The sequence below is a fragment of the Halomonas sp. A020 genome (genome assembly GCF_027943625.1).
GTDB lineage: Bacteria > Pseudomonadota > Gammaproteobacteria > Pseudomonadales > Halomonadaceae > Vreelandella > Vreelandella piezotolerans.
Genome location: NZ_AP022850.1, coordinates 3,456,474 through 3,475,790 on the forward strand (window position 1 = coordinate 3,456,474; position 19,317 = coordinate 3,475,790).

Sequence of the window (19,317 nt, forward strand, 5' to 3'; positions counted from 1 at the left end):
TTATGCGCAAGACTGGCTCATCAAAACGGCGCGCCATTGTCACGGCGACCGCGCTCAGTACGCTGTTGGTCGCTACCGCCAGCATGGCGGGCAGCCGTATTCTAGGCACCGGTGCCGTCAGTGCCATTGAGGGAGCAGCCGGGGGCGGCCTCTCCCCCTGGGCCGTGCTGTCGAGCACCGCAAGCGACGATGAAATCGGCGTAACCGCTGCGGCAACACGCGCCTGGGTCGATGACTATCGACTCACTGTGACCAGCGCCAGCCTAAACCTCCATGATCGCATGGAATTCTCCATTGCTCGCCAATCGTTCGAGCTGTCGACGCTAGGTGGAGAACTGGAGCAGAACATTTACGGAGCAAAAGTACGCCTCTTCGGGGACGTGCTGTATCACCCGCTTGGCATATGGAGCGCTGGCGTCATGCATAAACGTCTGGTGGATGGCAGCGTGCCAACGGCCCTCGGAGCCGATGACGTGAACGGTACCGATACCTACTTGAGTGCCAGCAAACTGCTCTTCAATGCTTTCTTGGGGCGTAACGTGCTGATCAACGGTACGCTGCGCAACACCTCAGCCAACCAGGGCGGCCTGTTAGGATTTGGCGGGGATCAAGGCGGTCACGCATGGATGGCGGAAGGTAGTGTTGGGGTCTTCGTCACTCCCAACTGGATTGTAGGGACCGAATACCGCCAAAAACCCGACAACCTGAGCGTTACCGAAGAGGAGGATTGGCAAAGTGTCTACAGTGCCTACTTCTTCAATAAACACGTCTCGTTGACCGGCGCGTGGTTGGATTTAGGCGATATCGCCGGGCTGCCGTCTCAGCGTGGCGGCTACCTTTCGCTGCAAGCAGCGTTCTAAATCGTTCACACCGACCCACCAGGCTTATACCCCCCCCCTACAACGCCTAATCAAAAAGATCACGAAAGGAGCCGCCATGGGATTTTTCAAGATGAGATCACTATGCGCGTTACGCTGCACGACCATGGCGAGCGTATTCGCTGGAGCGCTGCTCATCACAGGCTGCAGCGCACATCAGCCCCAGAACGCCACGCTCTATGAGCGCATGGGCGGACAGGCGACCATCGATGCAGTGGTCGAGAATCTGCTTTACCGCATTGCCGATGACGACGAGATCGTCAGCTACTTCGCCAATAGCAACATCGATCTGTTTGCAGCTTCGCTTGCGACGCAACTTTGCGATGTGGCCGATGGCCCCTGTCAGTATGATGGCCCACCCATGGACCGCGCCCACCAAACCATGGGCATCACCAACGCCCACTTCAATCGTGTGGTGGAATATCTCGACGCCGCCATGGCGGATGAAAACGTACCGCTAGCCGCCCGCAACGACATGCTGGGCCGTTTGGCCCCCATGTACGACGACGTCATGCGCTTGCAGTAATTTGCCAGCCGTCGCGCCCTGCGGTTTTGACTTGATAAAGCGCTTTGTCGGCCGCTTCATAGGCCGCCGCGAACGAAGTAGCGTCGGCCACAAAGCGGGCGCCCCCAATACTCAACGTCACGTCCTTATTGTCGGGATGCGCTGGATGGTGGCATTGGGCTTCTTCCAGTCCCAATTGCAGTGCTTCACAATGATGCACCAGCATTTGGTCGTTGGGGCATGGCAGTAGTGCCGCAAACTCATCACCCCCGAGCCGGTAAAGACGCGCCTGTTCTCCCAATGCGCTCTTCAGTAGCCTTGCGAGCCTCCGTAACAGGCAGTCCCCCTCCGGGTGGCCCAGAGCATCGTTATACTGCTTGAAGAAATCGATATCGACCAGGATCAAGCCCATCGAACAACCTGTATACGCCGCAACGTCTTGGTAGAGCGCGCTGCGATTGCCAATGCCGGTCAGAGGGTCGCACATGGCCCTAGCCATCCAGGCAATTTTTTCCGAATTCGCCCGCTCGGTGCGTTTGAGCTGGCGTTGGTGCATGATCCAAAACAGCAGGCCCAGCGCAAAAATTAGCACGCTTAAGTACGTCAGTATCTGATGGTGCCGACGTGTGCTGGATGAAAAATCATTGATGACCATACCGCGTTGGTCTAGCTGATTCATCTCGATGCGAGTCAGGCACTGAACCGGAATGAACAGGGCATGAGCGGCATCGAAGGGGGCGACCTGCTGAGTATCGAGGAGCTCGGCAAGTTCATCCATGAGTGCCAAGCTAGGTTCGGTGCAGGCATATTTTTGACGGTAAACGTCCACGTCGAACAGACCGTAGGCAAGTTCCAGCGAGTGACGAGCGCTATTGATTTCGAGAGGTGAGGCGGCGACCAACAGCTCCTCTTGAGCGCGCTGCACATAGCCTCGGGCACGGGTCGCCAACTGCTGGCCAGTGAGACTGCCGGTCTGGCTGAAATAGGCTTGGATTTCAGGGTAGACCCAGCGCGCTTCGTAAACGATCAGTACCATCAGGCCCACGAAACTCATCAGACTCAGCGACAGCCAGTTAAACAGCCGATGCACCCCCCAGCGAACTGACAAGCCTTGCTGCTTATTTGGATCTGGAGAGGTCACCACTGTGCCTCAATGCTGCGAATCATCCAAATCCAGTCGTTGAAGTCGCGCAAGTTTTCGATATCTCGTCCAGAATACTCCCGCTCGACTAGCCGGATGGGCCCCCGCGAGCGCAGGCTTAGGGGCTCGCCATCTTCGATGGTCACCAAGTACCAACTCGGGTCGTCCCAGCCGCCAAGACTGACCTCGTAATCATCCCAGGCGGTAAAGTGCAATGTCGGCGGCACCTCGCCAAAATGCTCGATCAAAAAATCACGGAAAGAGATGCCGCGCATGTCGACATCACGGCCTTGGAAAGGATCGAAAACGGTAAAGGCGGTATCGGCACGATCACGCAAATCACCCAGTGCTACCTTTTGCGTGGACTCCCCATTGATCAAGCTCAGCGCTTGTGCTTGAACCGCGGGCGACACGCCAACCAGTAATAAGGTAACGAGGACCATGGCTGCTTTGGAGCACGCCCTACCGAAGCGCAGGGGCAGACGAGACGGAACAGCATTCATAGCAGGCAGCTTCCTAGTTTGGTTTAGTGCACGATAAGATCCATGCACTTTACCAGAGCAAGAAGGCCAATGCTCTTCAACGTCTATTAACACTTTCGGCTCAATCGATTCCCTTTGGGGGTCCGTGGCCAATGAGAATTAGTGAAGTAAAAAGCACAAAAAAGCCGACCCAAAAGGGCCGGCAACAGGAAGCTTACACCTTGGCGTAAGCCCCCTCCCCTGACGACTGATACCGTCGATTGACGAAAGCAGTATCACGCTGCGAGCTATCTGCACATGAGAGTCGTTGCAATCACGGTTTTTTGCGTTCGTCTTTGCGCAGGTGGTCACGAATCACGAAGCCTACCCACCCCACCATGAAAGCGATCACTAAGGCGACCGTGGCCAAGCCAAAAATAACAGCGTCGTCCCAGTACATGATGTTCCCCTCCCGCTGTGATGTATGGGGCCATCGTACTGCGTTCAGCCAAGAGGAAACTGACCTGGATCAAGCTTTCAAAATGACCGCCTCAAAGGCAGCCGTGCACTTGATGCAGGTCAGTTTTTAGGGGGGGCTTACAACACTTTGCGATCTTCTACTTTACTATGTTCGGTGCCCGGCGGCAGCGGGTGGCCCTTGGCAAGCTCGGCACGGGTTGCCTCACGCACGTCAAGAATGCTCACTTGGTAGCGCAGTGTGTGGCCAGCCAGGGGGTGATTGGTGTCCACGGTGACGTCATCACCGTCAATGGCCAGCACGGTCACGATTTGTGGCCCCGCTTCGCCTTCCGTTTGAAAACGGCTACCGGGCTCGATGTCCGCGCCACCAAACGAAGCGCGGCTCACCTTCTGCACCAACGCTTCGTTACGCAGTCCATACGCATCCGCCGCCGTCAGCGTGACGCTCACTTCATCGCCTGCGGTTTTACCGGCTAAATCACGCTCGAGGCCCGGCAGAATATTGTCATGACCGTGAAGGTACTCCAGCGGCTTTTGACGTGCACGGGAGTCATCCAGCACGCGGGTGCTACCATCGCTGAGCACATCGCTGAGTACGTAGTGCAAGGTCACTACCTGATGGGCGGTAATCGACATGGAAAACTCCTCTCCGGTAAGCTGTCGCCTTTGTCATGGCACGCTGACCATGAATCCTTGGCACAGTCTAACATCGTCGGGTTTTCCAGCGGGCCACGTCACCGATGTTTTCTTTCTGGAGAAGCCCCTTTCATGCCCACCCCGATACCCCAGCGCAGTTGGCTGGCGGCGCTTGGCATCTACTGCAAAGCGCCCGTGATCACCATGCTGTTTTTAGGCTTTTCGGCAGGCTTGCCCTTTTTATTGGTGTTCTCGACACTCTCGGCCTGGCTGCGCAGCGACGGCGTCGACGTTGCCGCCATCGGCTTTTTCGCCTGGATTGGCATGCTCTATTCGATCAAATTCTTCTGGGCCCCGGTGGTAGACCGGCTCGCACTACCGCTACTGACCCGCGCCTTTGGGCAACGCCGGGGATGGATGTTACTCGCCCAAGGGATGATTGCAGCTGGCCTCATCGGGCTAGCGGGGCTAGAGCCGGTAGGCAATCTGGGTTGGGTGGCCGCCTTTGCACTGCTGGTGGCATTTGGCTCCGCTACGCAGGACATTGCCATCGATGCCTATCGTATCGAATCCGCCGATGACGATGTGCAGGCAGCCATGGCATCGACCTACATCATCGGTTATCGCGGCGGACTGTTAGCAGCGGGCGCCGGGGCGCTCTACGTGGCCTCGGCGGTTTCGTGGCACGCGGCGTATCTGACCATGGCGGCGCTGGTGGGCATTGGCGTGATGACCGTGTTGATTCGCCCCGAACCCAAGCGGGCCTCGTTAACCGTGCAGCTCATCCATGAACCCAAAGTACGCGCCTTCATTCGTGCCAGCCGGGGGCAGCCTAAAACACTGCGACGTTTGGGGGCCTGGGCCATTGGCGCTATCGTTTGCCCGTTTACCGATTTCTTTCGTCGCTTCGGCGTGAAAGCGATCGCTCTTTTAATCTTCATTGCCGTATTTCGTATCAGCGACTTGGCCATGGCCTCCATGGCCAATCCGCTCTATATCGACCTGGGCTTTTCGCTGGCGACCATTGCTAACGTCACCAATGTGTTTGGGATCGCCATGAGTATCACAGGGGGGATTTTGGGGGGACTGCTAGTCGCCCGGTACGGTATTGGAGCGCTGTTGATAGTGGGTGCGGGGCTGGTGATGATCACCAACCTATTGTTTGCAGTGCTCGCGCTGGTCGGTAACCAGCTACCCATGCTGGTGGTGACGATCATCGGCGATAATCTGGCCAACGGCTTGGCAAGTGCCGTGTTTATCGCATTCTTGTCGAGCTTGACCTCGCGCGCCTATACCGCCACACAATACGCGTTGTTTTCATCGCTAATGACACTACCGGGGAAATTCCTGAGCGGCTTTGGCGGCATCGTGGTGAGCGCTCAAGGCTATCCAACGTTTTTCGTCATCGCGACGCTGCTTGGCTTGCCTGCCATCGTGCTGGCGATATGGATAAGCCGCGACAAGCAGCTGGTGGCCGCTCCGACGAGCGGCGCACGTGATTAGCCGCTCGTCCAACGAGACGAGCCGTCATCAGCAGTGAGTGGCCAGCCACTCCAGCGCCCCAGGCGTTGTGCGCCACTGGTCACGCATCAGCGTACGATACTGCCACGCTTCCGCCCGTGAACCCGGGTCCACTTGGCCATCGGCATGGGGCATGGAAGGCCTCGGATTCTCGGCGCAAATCATCTCCAGCGCGTGGCGATTATGGGCCTTGACGGCTTGAATGGCCAACTCCGCCGCGTCTTGCTGGCCTAAACGATAAAGCGCGAGCGTGCGTCCCATGAGCAGCCCCAGCAACAGTGAGCCATCGTCTTTCTGGGGCTCTTCGGTCAGCGCCAGCGCTTCTGCGTTACGGTCGTCGCGTAGCAATTGATCGAGCACCAGTTCTCTCAAACCCAAACTGTCCTCTTGATCGATGGTCAGCAGTTCTTCGGCCAGCTCTCGGGAGTGCTGGCGAGCGCCGCGCTCCATGCCTACCACCAGCGCCAAACCGGTGCGCAGCAAAATGGCGTTATCGGCATCGTCCCAGCATAGGCTGCCTTCGCCAGCCGCGCGCGCCTGTTCCAACCAGCGTGACAACCGCAGGGCCAGCGGCTCCAGCAGCGACGGCGCCATCCACGGCAAGCTGCCGAAGCGGCTGGTCAGTGCCAACGTCAGATCTTGCACCACCTGAGGGGCGTCTAGCCACTCCGGATGTGCGCACAACGCCGACATCCACTCCACGGCATTGCCCCAAGGATCGTCACGGAAGCCCAGGGCCACGTCCTCGTCTACCATGACCTGGAACTGCTCGTGCCAGGCAGCAAACAGCGTCTCTTCACGAGCCGAGGTGGTGTAAAGCAACCGTCCCGAGTCCGGATCCTGCTCGATCGAAAGCTTTGGCGCCACGGGCAGCGCGGCCAACAGCGCTTGGAGGGAGACCAGCGGCGTGGCCATGTCCTCTTCGGCACTCAAGAGCTGATCGGCCAGCGTGGCACCCGGGTTATCCGCCAAAGCGGCCAAGAAGTCGAGCTGGTCTTCCTCCAGATCACCCTGACGCACCAAGCGGCGATACCAAAAGTTGGCACGCTCTTTAGCCTCGGCCTCATGGCCTTCGTGGAGCAGCAGCATGGCTTCGATATACGCCAGCGTTGGAGAATCGGGTAGCGCCTGTTGGGCTTTTACGAACGCCGCCCGGGCGCTGTCTAGATCATCGTTATCCAAGTGCATCAAGCATAGCCGCTCCAGGGCGACGCCACGCAGGAAGAGCGGCCCACGCTCCATGACGTCGTCCAGTAAATCGGCGCGCTTGCGAGTAAAACCGCGCTCTTGGTAGATATCCAACAGAATCTCGAAAGCGGGCTCGGCTTGCTCAGGCAGGCGCGACCAGTCGCTGCCATCGAACAGCGACTCTAAAATCTGCATAGAGCGGCCCGTTTGACCACTCTCAGCGGCAATTAATCCCGCTTCCAGCAGGGCTTGCGCCGGTGCCTGCTGGCTCTCCAGCGCAGCTTTCAGCGTGGCGCCCTTCCACTCGCGCAGCGACAGCATCCACATCATCTGCTCGGGAATGTCCGTTGGAAACTCGACGCGGTAGCAGCACTGCTTGTATTTGCGCCCTGAATCGCACCAGCAAGGCTCGTTGCGACCTGGCGTCGCCAAGGGTTCGCAGGCAAAATTCAACCTTTCCAAGGGTGTCTGCGACCATAGAATGGGCGCCAAGGCTTGTGCTGTCGCCACGTTATCGTTGAAGCAGGCAGCGCCTTGGTCACGCACCCAGGTCATGAAATCGGGGTAGTGTTCCTGCTGCCTGATTGCCGAGAGTGCCCCTGAGGCAAATCCCAGCAGTTGATCGACCCATACCGCTAGCATTGCCATCTCCAACACGTTGATCGGTCACCGACTATTCGGCGGCATAGTCTAACACGGTCGATGCGCCACACGCAGGAGGATTGGCCCTCGCCCCTGGTCCTGCTAGTGTAACGACAACGATGCTAGACAAGAGCGACGACGCGATGAACGATCTTCAGCTAATCACTCGCCAGGGACGCGCCATAGCCCCTCACCTACACGCGTTGGCGCGGCTGCGCATCCAGGTCTTTCACGACTACCCTTACCTTTACGAAGGTGATCTGGACTACGAGGCAGATTACCTGGGCCGCTACGCAGACAATCCGGCCAGTTTGTTCGTGCTCGCTTTCGATGGTGAACGCCTCGTGGGGGCCTCCACGGGCCAACCGCTGGTCAACGAGGTGGAGGCATTTCGTCAGCCTTTCGAAACGGCGGGCATCGCCCCCACCGGTGTCTTTTATTACGGCGAGTCGGTGCTGTTACACGACTATCGTGGTCAAGGCATTGGCAAAGCGTTCATGCAAACCCGGGAAGCTCATGCCAAGGCTCGAGGATTCGAAACGGCGGCCTTTTGCGCCGTCGAGCGCGAGGTCGATCATCCTGACAAACCGCCAGCATATGCACCGCTGAACGGCTTTTGGAAGAGCCAAGGCTACCAGCGCTACCCAAACCTGCGGGCACGCTTTGCCTGGAAAGATCGCGGCCATGACCAGGAGACCGAAAAGACCCTGGTGTTCTGGCTCAAGCCATTGACGAGCTGATACGGCTCATGCCGAACCTCTAGCCCAGCGCAGCAGCGGCTCGGTGCGTCCATGCATGTCCAAACGCGCCTTCAAGCGCACCAGATTCCAGTAGTGGCCATTGAGCGCACGTGAGAGCAGAAGCGTATCTGCCGGTGGCTGCAGGCGGTCCATGGCCGCCCATACTTTAGGAGTGAGTTCCCGCAAGCGGCGGTGAACGCGCACGTCGCTAAAATCCTGCTCGCCGGGCGCAAACAGCGGCGTAATGCACTCGGCGGATTCCCGATACAGTGCCAGCGGTGCCCCTTGGCCCTGGCGGCCGCCCATCTTCATTAGCGCCTCATCCATGGCCAGCGGGTCTCGAGCCAGGGTGGCATCCAGTAGCTGCATCATGGCTTTGAGCCGCGCTTCGGGGACGGGGATCACCGCACCTAGATCGTAAATCACCAAACGGCCCTGGTCGTCACAAGCGAAGTTACCCGCATGGGGATCGGCGTGCAGTTCACGGTAGGTAAACAGCTCTTCGGTGATCCAATCTGCCAGTGCCACCGCCACCTTTTGCCGTGTAGCGTCGTCGGCACTTTCTAAATCGCGCAGCGGCGTGCCGTCGACAAAGCGCATGGCCAGCACGTGCTGGCCAGAGAGTTCGAACAGCGGCTCAGGGATCACCAGCGCGGGATTATCACGGTAGCGCTCCCGGTAGCGAGCCAGCGCCTCGGCCTCGGCGTGGTAATCCAGCTCGTCACGCAGGCCCGCCGCCAGCTCCTCGAACAGCGCATCCAGCCGTGCTTGGGGCACCTTGAACCAGCGCCCCAGCCCCATGATGCGCTTGACTTGCTTTAGATCGCTCTCCAACACGTCGGCAAGGCCGGGATACTGCACTTTGAGCACCACCGTCTCGCCGTCTAGCGTGACCGCTTTATGAACCTGCCCCATGGAGGCACTGGCAAAGGGGCGCTCTTCGATCTCATGGAAGTGCTGGTCGATATCGCCGTACTGGAGCACCAGCGCCTCGTGAATCTTAGTCCAGGGCATGGGTTCAGCCTGACGCTGTAGACGCGCCAGCTCGTTGGCAAGATCGGGTGGCAGCAGGTCATCCCACTGGGACATGATTTGCGCCAGCTTCATGGCCGGGCCCTTCAATTCCGAAAGCCCTTCGAAAAGCGCCTCGCCCAGCGACCGCCAATCCGCTTGGCCTCCCAGCCGCGTTTTAAGCAAAGCCCCACCCGTGCGGGCACCCAGCCCAAATAACCGTCGTGTTCTACCGCGCTCGCGCATGAACTTGACCTCTTAAGATTTAGTATCAGCTTACTCAATTCGCTAATTTTATACAAAAACTATACGCCAAAATTTTACGCGACACCCTTCGAGTAGCTGTATAAATTTTCACGCCTCACGCCCAACCGCCGGGCGGCTTCTGCTACCATGACCCTCTGTCGAAGACCGCTGCCAGGGCCCTACCGTATGCGCTTGATTATCGCCGAGAAACCCAGCCTCGCCCGTGCCATTGCCGACGCCCTGCCCGGTGGCGGCAAGCGCCAGGAAGGCGCGATTGTGTGCGGCGATACCACGGTGACTTGGTGTTTGGGTCACTTGCTGGAGCAAGCCCCACCTGAAGCCTACGACCCTGCCGATAAACAGTGGCGCCTCGACCGGCTGCCCATCGTGCCCGGCACATGGCAACTCGCCCCGCGCCCCAAAGCCCGCAGCCAGCTCGCGGTGATTCGCAAACTGATCAAACAGGCGACCAGCGTGGTGCACGCAGGCGATCCAGACCGTGAAGGTCAACTCCTGGTGCAAGAGGTGATCGAACATTTGAAGTACCGTGGCCCGGTGCAGCGGCTTTTAATTAGCGACCTCAACCGCCCAGCGGTCAGCCGAGCGCTAGCCAGCCTGCGGTCGAATGCTGAGTTTCAGCCGCTGTTTCAGGCCGCCCAGGCTCGCTCCCGGGCCGATTGGCTATACGGCATCAACCTGACGCGCGCTTGGACGCTCACCGGCCGCCAGGCCGGGCACGATGGCGTGCTCTCGGTGGGCCGGGTACAAACCCCGGTGCTGGGGCTGATCGTGCGGCGAGACAACAGCATCCGCGACTTCAAGCCCTACCCGTTCTACCCGCTTTGGGTAGATTTACAGGTGGCGCAGGGGCAGCTGCGCGCGTGGTGGGCACCGAAAGCCCATCAACCGCTGGATGATCAAGGCCGACTGACGGACCGCACGCCCGCTGATGCACTGGCCGCCCAGCTCCCCGGCACGCATGGTACACTCAGCAGTCTAGAGCAGCAGGAGAAACGCCAAGCGCCCCCGCTACCCTACTCGCTCTCAGCCCTCCAGGTTGATGCCGCCCGTCGACACGGGCTTTCCGCCCAGATGGTGCTGGATATTTGTCAGCGGCTTTATGAACAGCACAAGCTGATTACCTACCCTCGCTCCGACTGCCGCTACTTGCCCGAGGAGCACCTGGCGCTTGCCCAGCGCAGCCTAAGTGGTGCTTGCCAGAATGACGACATGTTACGAGGATGGCTCGACGGGGCCGACTTCACCCTGCGCTCGAAAGCCTGGAACGACAAGCAGGTAGGCGCGCACCACGCGTTGGCTCCGACGGGAAAACCCGCCGATGTCAGCCAGCTTTCCGCTACCGAAGCCCATGTATTTCGGCTGATCGTGCGCAACGTCATGGCGCAGTTCTACCGTCCGCTGCGCACCTTCGAAGTGAAAGCCGAGTTCACTCTGCTAAACGAAGTCTTTCGCGCCCGCGGGCAAAGCATTCTCGACCCTGGCTGGAAGCCGCTGTTCACCACCCGCGAAGAAGCCCCGCCGCTGCCGCCGCTCACCCAAGGCGAGGCCTGCCAGGTCCTTGGCACAGGCGTGGAAGAGAAAGAAACCCGGCCGCCGGAGCCGTTCACCGATGCCAGCCTGATCAAAGCGATGATGAACATTGGCCGCTACGTGGAGGATCCAGAGGTGCGCCGTACGCTGCGTGACACCGATGGCCTGGGTACCGAAGCCACTCGCGCTGGCATCATCGAAACCCTGGTACAGCGAGGCTACTTGGTGCGACAGCAAAAAGCCCTACGCGCCACCAAACTCGGCTGCGCGCTCATCGCCGCCCTGCCCAGCGCCGTCAGCTCGCCGGAACGTACCGCCCTTTGGGAGCAGCGCCTGCGGGCCATTTCCGAACAGCAAGACGACCCCAACGCCTTTCAACACGCGCTGCTAGAAGACCTACGCGCGCTGCTCGGCCAAAGCGACGCGGCCAAACTGCGCCACAGCCTACAAAACGCACAAGGCGAGGCGGCTAGCCCCGCCAAACGCAGCGGTACTTCTAAGAAAAGCTATACGCGACGTAAAAGTACTGGCAACAAGAGTACCGGCAGTAAGAAAACCACGGGGAGCCGCAGCAGTGCGGCGGGGAAGCGGCGAACCAAGAAAGCAACGGTCTAGGCACTCCCGCCTGGCGACGCGTTGCTACAAAAACCACCAAACTACCAGAAGCAGCGCGTAAACGATCAGCGATATGAGTGTGACAAGGCCAAATAAGCGTACTTTTCTGTCTTTGAACACAGCGCCATTTTCGCCCTCTAACGCTTTCGCTCGATCAGCAAATTGTTTGTATTGCCAGCTTGCTGATAACTCGAAGATGGCGAAGAGTACGATGATGATAATGCCGATCATTCGAGTATGAAACGCGCGCTCGATTGCTTGCATGTTGCATTCATCTAGCAGTGAGTAATGTGCCGTTAGAAGCCCAATAGTAAAGGCGGCACAAACTCCCATCATCACAAACCGAATGGCACCTAAGTGACGGAGCTGATTCATGAGCTCAGTGAATTGCACATCGATGGAAATGGGAGGCATGACGTAGCCCTTCACTACTTAGCGAAATGAACGTCGTCCAATGCTGACGTCGCCTCAGTACAGAAGCTACTTTAGTGCATGACCATAGGAATTTCGGTTAGTTAACAGGATGATAATAGTGGTCGTCACCACGTCTCATCTGCCCCCGGTGGGCCAAGATCCATGGGTACATCGGGAGCAACATCTAACACCCCTTGCACCTGTTTAAGCCGCTGCGCGGTGGCATCGTCGGCAGCACCGGTAATGCAGCCGATCTCCTCTAGCACCTCACGTACGATGAGCCCTTCGGCGCTGAGGCGGGTGGCGATGTCTTGAATCGGTTGATCGCTGGAGATCGTGATTAGCCATAGCGTGACCGTTGCCATTGAGTGTCTCTCCACAAGTCGTGCGCTGGGCGCTGGAGCTTAGACACCCAGCGCATAGTGAGAGTTAAGGGGCCTGCACCAGTCCAACGCCTACCTGAGCGTCAGGCAGAGGCAACGCTTTAGCAGAAGCCACTAACTGCTCCCAGAGTTTGCGGCCACGCAGCGAGGCATCCGACTGTGCCCAGAGCGCCGCGCAGCCCGCCACGTGGGGCGCGGCCATGCTGGTGCCGCTGATCGATTTATGCCGCGTGGGCCGTGGCCACGATGAAAAAACATCGCGGCCAGGGGCCGCAATCTCAATTTTTCCGTAGTTGGAAAAATTAGAGGGCGATAAGCTGGGGTCTAGAGACGCCACCGACATCACCGTGGGCGAATTGGCCGGTGCCCCCGTTTGCGTCGCGGCATTCCCCGCGGCGGCAATCACCAGGCTGCCGTTACGCAGCGCCGCGGCCCCGGCATGAGTGTAGGCCGCCTGTACCGGGCTTTGGCTGCCCAACGACATCGAAATCACTTCACACCGATTGGCAATCGCCCAGTTCAAACCGGCCAGCACGCCGGCTCCGGTACTGCTGCCGGCATTAGTGAGGACTTTTCCCACCTGAATCTGCGCGTCGTAAGCGATGCCGTAGCGCGGCGTCGTACCGGCAGGAGCCTGAGGGCCGCAGGCGGTGCCGATACAGTGGGTACCGTGCCCGTTCATGTCCTGGACGGCCTCTCCAACGAACGAGCGGGTAACGAACTCCCTGCCTGCAAAATCGGGGTGGCCCAGATCCATGCCGGTATCCAATACAGCGACTTTGATGCCCGCTCCGCTCCAGCAGCTTTGCGGCACCTTGCATCGGCTTAACCCCCAGGTCGGCCGCAGCGCTGTTTCTAGTTCGGACGGGGCCTCTTCGCTATCCAGTTCTACGCCCAAATCCTGTGCGATAGTAGTGGCAGCACGTAAGAAGCCACGGAGATACTCCGAGTGTTCCGAGAACGCAAAATACTCCGGCTCGATGATCTCGATGGGGCTATCTGCCGCAAGCGCATCCAGCACGCCCATGCCATGATGCTCGATGGCATCACCGCCGATCAGCGCCACGCCGATCTCAGGAAACACCATTGCCTCGGCATCTCCGGCTTCCTCGAGGCTCACCGCTTGATCGTTGAAGTCACGGGCATCCGCGACGCGTAGGTGATGGGCTTTCAATGCCTGGATGCCCTCTTCCACTTGGCCATCGCGATAGCTAATGAGAAAGCGCCCGGTCTCCAGGCAGCTCCCTCCGCGCTCCAGGGCGTCCAGCAGCAGCTTCTCAGGGCCACAAGCAACCGTGGCGCGTGGCTGCTGTGTGGGCATATTGCCCTTATCCGTTGGTTTTTTCGCCATCGTCGACATCCTTTTCTTTGAGCATTAGCGCAGTACGACAAGCACATGTTAGCACCTGCCGTTTCAGCTTAACGCACATGGGACGCTTCGCCAGAAGAGGATGATGACGCCGCGCTAATCGCTGAGGACGGGTAGGTGTTCGTCATCGCGCAGCGTCAGCACTTCAACCCCCGTCGCCGTCACAGCCACGGTGTGCTCCCACTGAGCCGAGAGCTTTTTGTCGCTGGTGACAACGGTCCAGCCATCGCGCTTGGTTTTGATTTTGGCTTTGCCCATATTGATCATGGGCTCAATGGTGAACACCATTCCCTCTTGCAGCGTAAGGCCTTTGCCCCGCTTACCATAGTGCAGCACTTGAGGCTCTTCGTGCATCTCACGACCAATGCCGTGGCCGCAGTATTCACGTACAACCGAATAGCCGTGGCGTTCAGCGTGATACTGAATGGCGTACCCCACGTCGCCCAATGTGGCACCGGGCTTGACCGCATGGATACCCTGCCACATGGCTTCATAGGTTTTATCCACCAAACGCTTGGCGTTGGGCGTCACGTCCCCTACCAAATACGTTTTGCTGGAATCGGCGATAAAGCCGTTTTTTTCCAGGGTGATATCCACATTAACGATATCCCCCGATGTCAATATCTGGGTGTCGGATGGGATACCATGACATACCACGTGATTCACCGAGGCATTCAATACGAAGGGATAATCGTACTGGCCCTTGCTCGCCGGCCGGGCGTGCAGTTCATCGACAATGTAACGCTCGGCCCAGCGGTCGATAGCCATCGTCGAGATCCCCGGCACGATGCGCGTGTCGAGATAGTGAAATACCTGCGCCAGCAGCTTTCCAGCCTCACGCATCAAGGCAAGCTCTGCTGGACTTTTCAGCGCAACCCTACTCACCCATCACCTTCCTGACATCCACGTCGGCTTGCTTCATTTGTTCATGAATAATGTCAGTGAAAGACATACTGGGGTTTGCCTCAGCCAGCATGCCTATTTTGATCCAATACTCCGCCTGTGCGTTGATTGAACGCACCATCACCGTGCTCGCTTTGCGCAATTCTTCATGCAACTGATCGTCAATCTTCACGATACCCATCACGCCACCTAATATATGAAATGAATACACAATATATACGTATCATATATTTTCAAAATAGGCGCAGCAAGTGACGGCTGCCATCAACAAAATGGCCTGCCGAGGGCCAACGGTGTCAGGGGTGGCGCTATTGGGATGGGAGGTTACATCTGTCTCTCGAAATCGGCACGGCATTGCTGGCTAACCGCCGGTTATTCAAATATATATCACCATGTAGAGTGTTTAACCGCGTGGTTTACCTCGCCGCCTCGGTGGGACGACCCACCAACTGGCCAGCACTAATCCACCAAACAGCGTGTAGACCACCGCAAACACCCATTCTGGCGCGGAGAAATAAAGCAAACGATGCAACCAGTGCTGAATAAACGATCCTGCATAGGTAGCAACGCCCGCCTCGGCGCGTAGCGCCATTTCCAGGGTAGTTAACGGGCATACCACTCCTAACCATGCCTGCGCCACTACATAACCAATGGCGCTCAAATGGAGTAACCGAAACGGACGATGATGGACCCACGCCCAGCGGCATCCTCGCCCAACGTAAATAGCCACCACGCCAACCACCACGAAAGCGACGAACAGCACGTGGAGAATCAGCACGAGATCGGCAAGTAGTAGCCATTGGCTGGGCAACATCACATCAAAGCCGGTTGGTTAACGGGGACTGAGACCTTCGCGGCCTACCACCACGCGGTCTCTACCAGCGCGTTTGCCTTCATAGAGTAATTCATCAGCGCGTTTGATCAACGCCTCCAATCCACTCGCTTCTGCATCTTTGGTGGCTACGCCGATGGTGACGCTCGGTGTCAGTTCGCTCACGCCATCTTTAAAGACCAATGCCGCCACTCGCTGCTTCAAGCGTTCGGCGATGTGCTCCGCCTCGGCAGCACTTGTGCTCGGCAGAGCCACCACGAACTCTTCCCCACCAAAGCGTCCGATCACATCCGATGGGCGCAGCGCATTGGCGCAGACCTCGGCAATACGGACCAGCACCCCATCGCCATAGCTGTGCCCCCAGGTGTCGTTGATGTGTTTGAAGTGATCCACATCGATCATCAATAGGCTGAACGGCGTACGATCGGCTTGGCAGCTCTGCAGCAGCTGTTTAGCCACGTTCATAAAGTGGCCCCGGTTATTGAGTTTCGTCAACGCATCCCGCTCAGCCAGCACCCTCAACTGCTCTTCTAACGACTTCCGATGGGCGATTTCTTGATGAAGCTGGCTATTTTGATCGCGCTCTTCATGCAATAGCGCATACTGCTTGCGCTGCAAGATTTCCAGGCGCAGCAAGGCAAAAAACCCCACCACCATGCCCATGATCAGCAGCAACGAGATCAACAGTGTCGGCACGGGTGCCACATCAGCAAACAGCACCGCCGCCACTAAAAAGCCAATATTTAGATAGAGGCTTGCCGCCGTCACGATCATCAAGCGATTGGGAATCAGCAGATAGAACGCCATCGTGGCTACCACTACGGCCGTGATTTGCGTGGATAGGCTCTCAGGACGCAACGGCACGATCAAAATGATACCCGTGGCGAATACCCACAACGGTATGGCATGTAGCCAACGACGGTCATCACACTTGCTACCCTGCCGCACCAAATACACCACCAACAGGCATAGACTGACCACCACAACGCGCAGGGCCAACAGCGTATAAAACGCACGGGTAAGACCCAACAAGTAGTAATCCGCGATGGCAAACATGCCAAACACACCAGCCGCCACGCTCACGGCAAGACGGAACTCGCTTCGCACGCGTTCTTGGATAGACCAACGATACCTCTGCTCACGCCTAGCATCGCAAAATTGGCCGGTTAGCCCATGCACCACATCCTGCTTTTTTTGTAACGGCACAGCGCCACACTCCCCACGTTATTCCGCCATTTTTCAATTCGATAATACAAGGTGGCTGCTCTGCTCAACACTGCGCTGGAGCAACCGTGCGGTAAGTCGCATCGGCCTCTTCCAGCGCCCCTCGCAGTGCCCGTATGCGCGATTCATGGGCAGGGTGGGTGGACAGGAATTCCGGCGGCTGCCCCCCACCCGCAGCCGCCATGTTCTGCCATAACGCCACGCTCTGCTGAGGGTCGAACCCGGCATGAGCCATGATCTCAAGGCCCATCAAGTCGGCCTCCTCTTCGTGAGTACGACTAAACGGCAGGCTAATGCCCAGTTGAGCGCCCACGCCCAACGCCTGCATCAGTTGCTGGTTACCAAACTCGCCCTCTCCCAACAGCCCTACCACTACGAGCACGGCCTTGATGCCCAGCTCTTGGGTCAAGCGTTCGTTGCCGTGGTCGGCCAGTACGTGAGCCACTTCATGCCCCATGACGGCAGCGAGCTGTGCAGGGGTTTGCGCCACTCGCAGCAAGCCGCTATGCACACCGATCCGCCCGCCCGGCAGCGCAAACGCATTGGGGGAAGGGTCTTCAAATACCACCACCTCCCAGCGTTCAGGGAAATCGAGCCCAGGGTAGCTCGCCTCGGCACCGGCCACCACGTAACGCGCCACGCACTGGACGAGTTGGTTCGCTTGCGCATCACGGCTGATGGGTTGTGTGTTGCGTAACTGATCGAAAGCATCGGCGCCCATATCCGCCATTAACGGGCCGGGTACCAGAGCCAGCTGGGAGCGCCCGGTGGGCGTTTCTCCACAGCCCGCCAGCAAAGCCAATAGAGCGAGGAAGAAAACGGGTCTGACACATCGAAGACACATGCGTAAAGGTCGCCTAAATCGAGAAACATGACGCAGAGTATACGTCGCTTCGCTGGCAAAGCAGCTTACTAAAGGTTAGCAACTAGCGTCGAAGAGAGGCGTCCCCACTCGACCCTGGCGCCTATCGTCACTACGCTGGATATCGAGGGAGCAAGCAGGCATGGTGGTAGCCTCATCCACCATCCATAAACCTATAGGAGATTAGGCAATGCCACACCGGTTTACTCAAACCTTATGCACGATGGGACTGTTATCGATCTTGGCGTTTTCATCCAGCGCCTTCGGCCAACAGCCGGGATCAGCACCTGGAAGTAATGTCACGACCGAGTCGTTTCAAGATTGGGAAGTACGCTGCCAAGATAGCCAAGGCCCGGCTCGCTGCGCGATGGTACAAATGGTCACACAGCCCGGCGGCGACCAACCATTGATGCAGGTCGTGCTCGAACACCCCCCGCAAATCGACGGACCCGTCATGAGCTTCTTCGTGCCACTGGGGGTTCGCTTGGCAGCGGGCTTGCAGTTAGTGGTGGATAATGGAGAGCCTATCCAGTTCCCCTATCAGGTTTGTCAGGAACAAGGCTGCCGCGCTGACGCCCCCATCGAGCCCGCTATGCTGCAACAGCTGCGCAATGGAACGACAGCCACCCTCAGCATGATAGGTCCCCGCGGCGACCGTATAGATTTGGATATTTCATTGATGGGCTTCACCAGTGCCAGTAACCGCGTCGCTCCCTGAAAACAGTGACTCGACGCAAAACGCCCCCGGAACCCCGGGGGCGCTGTGATTACTCGTTGTTCAAGTTACCGCGAGTGTCAGCGACGCTCATTGAGGACCGCTTTTGGGAAATGACGACGCAATATCCGGTTTTGGAAATCATCCACGAATCGGCTATTTATAATGATGATAAAACGCTCGAAAGGGGCCTCACTATCGAGCTGTTCGATCCCATCGACACTGTGAAACAGCCGATCGTCGCGCAGATGAAGAATATCACCAGGGTTCAGCGTGATATCGACCAATGACTGCGTGCCCGCCTTGTCGGCAAAGAGGTGGTTTTCGGCGCCCGCGACGTTTTCCCGATTGAGGACCAGAATGCTAAGCGCCTTGCAGCCATCGGCATGAATCCCCTGCCCCTGAAGAGGGTCGACGGCACCTTCCCCGCGAACCCCAGTGATCTGCATCAGAATGGGTTCGTGCGCACCGATGCCCCAAAGCGTTGCCCAGGCGAGAACGAAGGCCTTGACATCGGGGCGTTCTAAAAACGCTTGCGTCAGCGGATCATAATACCGCAAGCGATCCGCCATGCTTTCCGCATCGTTGAAAGCGCCTCCCTGTGCCATGGGGCACTGGCCCATATCCTCTACCTCTCCCTGATCATTCAGAGCGAGCCATGACATCCGCTTCCAGCGAAGATTGACATAAGGATCGCGGGGCAAGTCCGCCACGAACCCCTGCCAGGCAGCCAGATCGATTCGCTCGCGAAGATCGGTCTTCGCCCAATCCTGATGCCGCAGCGCCTCGATCACTTCCGGACGCCAATACTCGGCAATGGGATGGACAGACATAGAGGGAAGTTCGACACCGTGTGTGAGAGTATCGAGTTTCATGTGAGTATTCTCCTGTTCTTTGGGCGGAATTGCCCGGTGCGGCCGGTATCAATACCCCGGCCAACAGAAGAAAAATGAAAAGAGTTGCAAGGATATGTCAAAGAAATGTAGGTAAAAAGAGTGAT

At 58.1% G+C, this 19,317-nt stretch carries 21 protein-coding genes; 6 read left to right on the forward strand and 15 right to left on the reverse strand.

Going from position 1 to position 19,317, the window contains the following annotated elements:
* The first annotated feature begins 2 nt into the window (after positions 1-2).
* Together FRH_RS16275 and FRH_RS16280 are read left to right on the forward strand one after the other, a co-directional pair.
* On the forward strand, positions 3-860 hold the full coding sequence (locus FRH_RS16275; RefSeq protein ID WP_239283627.1) for a DUF3034 family protein: 858 nt from the start codon (positions 3-5) through the stop codon (positions 858-860).
* A 76-nt stretch (positions 861-936) separates the two neighbouring features.
* Positions 937-1,404, forward strand: coding sequence for a group 1 truncated hemoglobin (locus FRH_RS16280; protein WP_231125643.1), 468 nt, complete (start codon positions 937-939; stop codon positions 1,402-1,404).
* Here FRH_RS16280 and FRH_RS16285 read toward each other — a convergent pair.
* The 4 genes from FRH_RS16285 to FRH_RS16300 all read right to left on the reverse strand — a co-directional run bounded on the left by FRH_RS16285 (position 1,388) and on the right by FRH_RS16300 (position 4,101).
* On the reverse strand, positions 1,388-2,491 hold the full coding sequence (locus FRH_RS16285; protein ID WP_281997262.1) for a GGDEF domain-containing protein: 1,104 nt from the start codon (positions 2,489-2,491) through the stop codon (positions 1,388-1,390). The two genes, FRH_RS16280 and FRH_RS16285, sit on opposite strands and share 17 nt — an antisense overlap.
* A gap of 29 nt (positions 2,492-2,520) precedes the next feature.
* Positions 2,521-3,027: a hypothetical protein gene (locus FRH_RS16290; RefSeq protein ID WP_231125641.1), complete on the reverse strand. Its 507-nt coding sequence runs from the start codon at positions 3,025-3,027 to the stop codon at positions 2,521-2,523.
* A gap of 292 nt (positions 3,028-3,319) precedes the next feature.
* A complete protein-coding gene (ccoM, locus tag FRH_RS16295; protein WP_255303935.1) occupies positions 3,320-3,445 on the reverse strand; it encodes a cytochrome c oxidase subunit CcoM in 126 nt (41 codons plus the stop codon).
* A gap of 137 nt (positions 3,446-3,582) precedes the next feature.
* On the reverse strand, positions 3,583-4,101 hold the full coding sequence (locus FRH_RS16300; protein ID WP_139527334.1) for a peptidylprolyl isomerase: 519 nt from the start codon (positions 4,099-4,101) through the stop codon (positions 3,583-3,585).
* Between the two features lie 132 nt (positions 4,102-4,233).
* Here FRH_RS16300 and FRH_RS16305 point away from each other — a divergent pair, with 132 nt between their 5' ends.
* Entirely contained in the window at positions 4,234-5,604 is a 1,371-nt protein-coding gene (locus FRH_RS16305; protein WP_139527333.1) for an MFS transporter, read from the forward strand.
* Between the two features lie 27 nt (positions 5,605-5,631).
* Here FRH_RS16305 and FRH_RS16310 read toward each other — a convergent pair whose 3' ends face one another.
* A complete protein-coding gene (locus tag FRH_RS16310; RefSeq protein WP_239284478.1) occupies positions 5,632-7,452 on the reverse strand; it encodes an SEC-C domain-containing protein in 1,821 nt (606 codons plus the stop codon).
* A 119-nt stretch (positions 7,453-7,571) separates the two neighbouring features.
* Here FRH_RS16310 and FRH_RS16315 point away from each other — a divergent pair, with 119 nt between their 5' ends.
* On the forward strand, positions 7,572-8,192 hold the full coding sequence (locus FRH_RS16315; protein ID WP_239283639.1) for a GNAT family N-acetyltransferase: 621 nt from the start codon (positions 7,572-7,574) through the stop codon (positions 8,190-8,192).
* Positions 8,193-8,198: 6 nt separating this feature from the next.
* Here the strand turns inward: FRH_RS16315 and FRH_RS16320 are convergent, their stop codons facing one another.
* Positions 8,199-9,449, reverse strand: coding sequence for an AarF/ABC1/UbiB kinase family protein (locus tag FRH_RS16320; protein WP_139527332.1), 1,251 nt, complete (start codon positions 9,447-9,449; stop codon positions 8,199-8,201).
* Positions 9,450-9,635: 186 nt separating this feature from the next.
* On the opposite strand from FRH_RS16320, the gene FRH_RS16325 reads away from it, so the two are divergent.
* Positions 9,636-11,615, forward strand: a complete 1,980-nt coding sequence (locus FRH_RS16325) for a DNA topoisomerase III (protein WP_153843705.1) — start codon at positions 9,636-9,638, stop codon at positions 11,613-11,615.
* A 24-nt stretch (positions 11,616-11,639) separates the two neighbouring features.
* Here FRH_RS16325 and FRH_RS16330 read toward each other — a convergent pair whose 3' ends face one another.
* The 8 genes from FRH_RS16330 to FRH_RS16365 all read right to left on the reverse strand — a co-directional run bounded on the left by FRH_RS16330 (position 11,640) and on the right by FRH_RS16365 (position 17,584).
* On the reverse strand, positions 11,640-12,029 hold the full coding sequence (locus FRH_RS16330; protein ID WP_139527330.1) for a hypothetical protein: 390 nt from the start codon (positions 12,027-12,029) through the stop codon (positions 11,640-11,642).
* A gap of 125 nt (positions 12,030-12,154) precedes the next feature.
* A complete protein-coding gene (locus FRH_RS16335; RefSeq protein ID WP_239283641.1) occupies positions 12,155-12,394 on the reverse strand; it encodes a hypothetical protein in 240 nt (79 codons plus the stop codon).
* Positions 12,395-12,458: 64 nt separating this feature from the next.
* Positions 12,459-13,763 carry a S8 family serine peptidase gene (locus FRH_RS16340; RefSeq protein ID WP_239283652.1) on the reverse strand — a complete coding sequence of 435 codons (1,305 nt, stop codon included), beginning with the start codon at positions 13,761-13,763 and terminating at the stop codon, positions 12,459-12,461.
* A gap of 114 nt (positions 13,764-13,877) precedes the next feature.
* Positions 13,878-14,666, reverse strand: a complete 789-nt coding sequence (map, locus tag FRH_RS16345) for a type I methionyl aminopeptidase (protein ID WP_139527327.1) — start codon at positions 14,664-14,666, stop codon at positions 13,878-13,880.
* Positions 14,659-14,865, reverse strand: a complete 207-nt coding sequence (locus FRH_RS16350; RefSeq protein WP_139527326.1) for a ParD-like family protein — start codon at positions 14,863-14,865, stop codon at positions 14,659-14,661. The genes map and FRH_RS16350 overlap by 8 nt, the downstream gene beginning before the upstream one ends.
* Positions 14,866-15,087: 222 nt before the next feature.
* Complete coding sequence (locus FRH_RS16355) at positions 15,088-15,498, reverse strand: DUF2784 domain-containing protein (RefSeq protein WP_139527325.1); 411 nt, start codon at positions 15,496-15,498, stop codon at positions 15,088-15,090.
* Positions 15,499-15,516: 18 nt separating this feature from the next.
* Entirely contained in the window at positions 15,517-16,722 is a 1,206-nt protein-coding gene (locus FRH_RS16360; RefSeq protein ID WP_153843701.1) for a GGDEF domain-containing protein, read from the reverse strand.
* A gap of 64 nt (positions 16,723-16,786) precedes the next feature.
* The gene (locus tag FRH_RS16365; protein WP_139527323.1) at positions 16,787-17,584 is read right to left on the reverse strand and encodes a M48 family metallopeptidase; all 798 of its coding nucleotides are present in this window, start codon (positions 17,582-17,584) and stop codon (positions 16,787-16,789) included.
* 208 nt (positions 17,585-17,792) lie between these two features.
* On the opposite strand from FRH_RS16365, the gene FRH_RS16370 reads away from it, so the two are divergent.
* Positions 17,793-18,320, forward strand: coding sequence for an invasion associated locus B family protein (locus FRH_RS16370; protein WP_231125638.1), 528 nt, complete (start codon positions 17,793-17,795; stop codon positions 18,318-18,320).
* A gap of 77 nt (positions 18,321-18,397) precedes the next feature.
* On the opposite strand, the gene FRH_RS16375 is transcribed toward FRH_RS16370, so the two are convergent.
* Positions 18,398-19,192: a 2OG-Fe dioxygenase family protein gene (locus tag FRH_RS16375; protein ID WP_239283677.1), complete on the reverse strand. Its 795-nt coding sequence runs from the start codon at positions 19,190-19,192 to the stop codon at positions 18,398-18,400.
* Between the last annotated feature and the right edge of the window lie 125 nt (positions 19,193-19,317).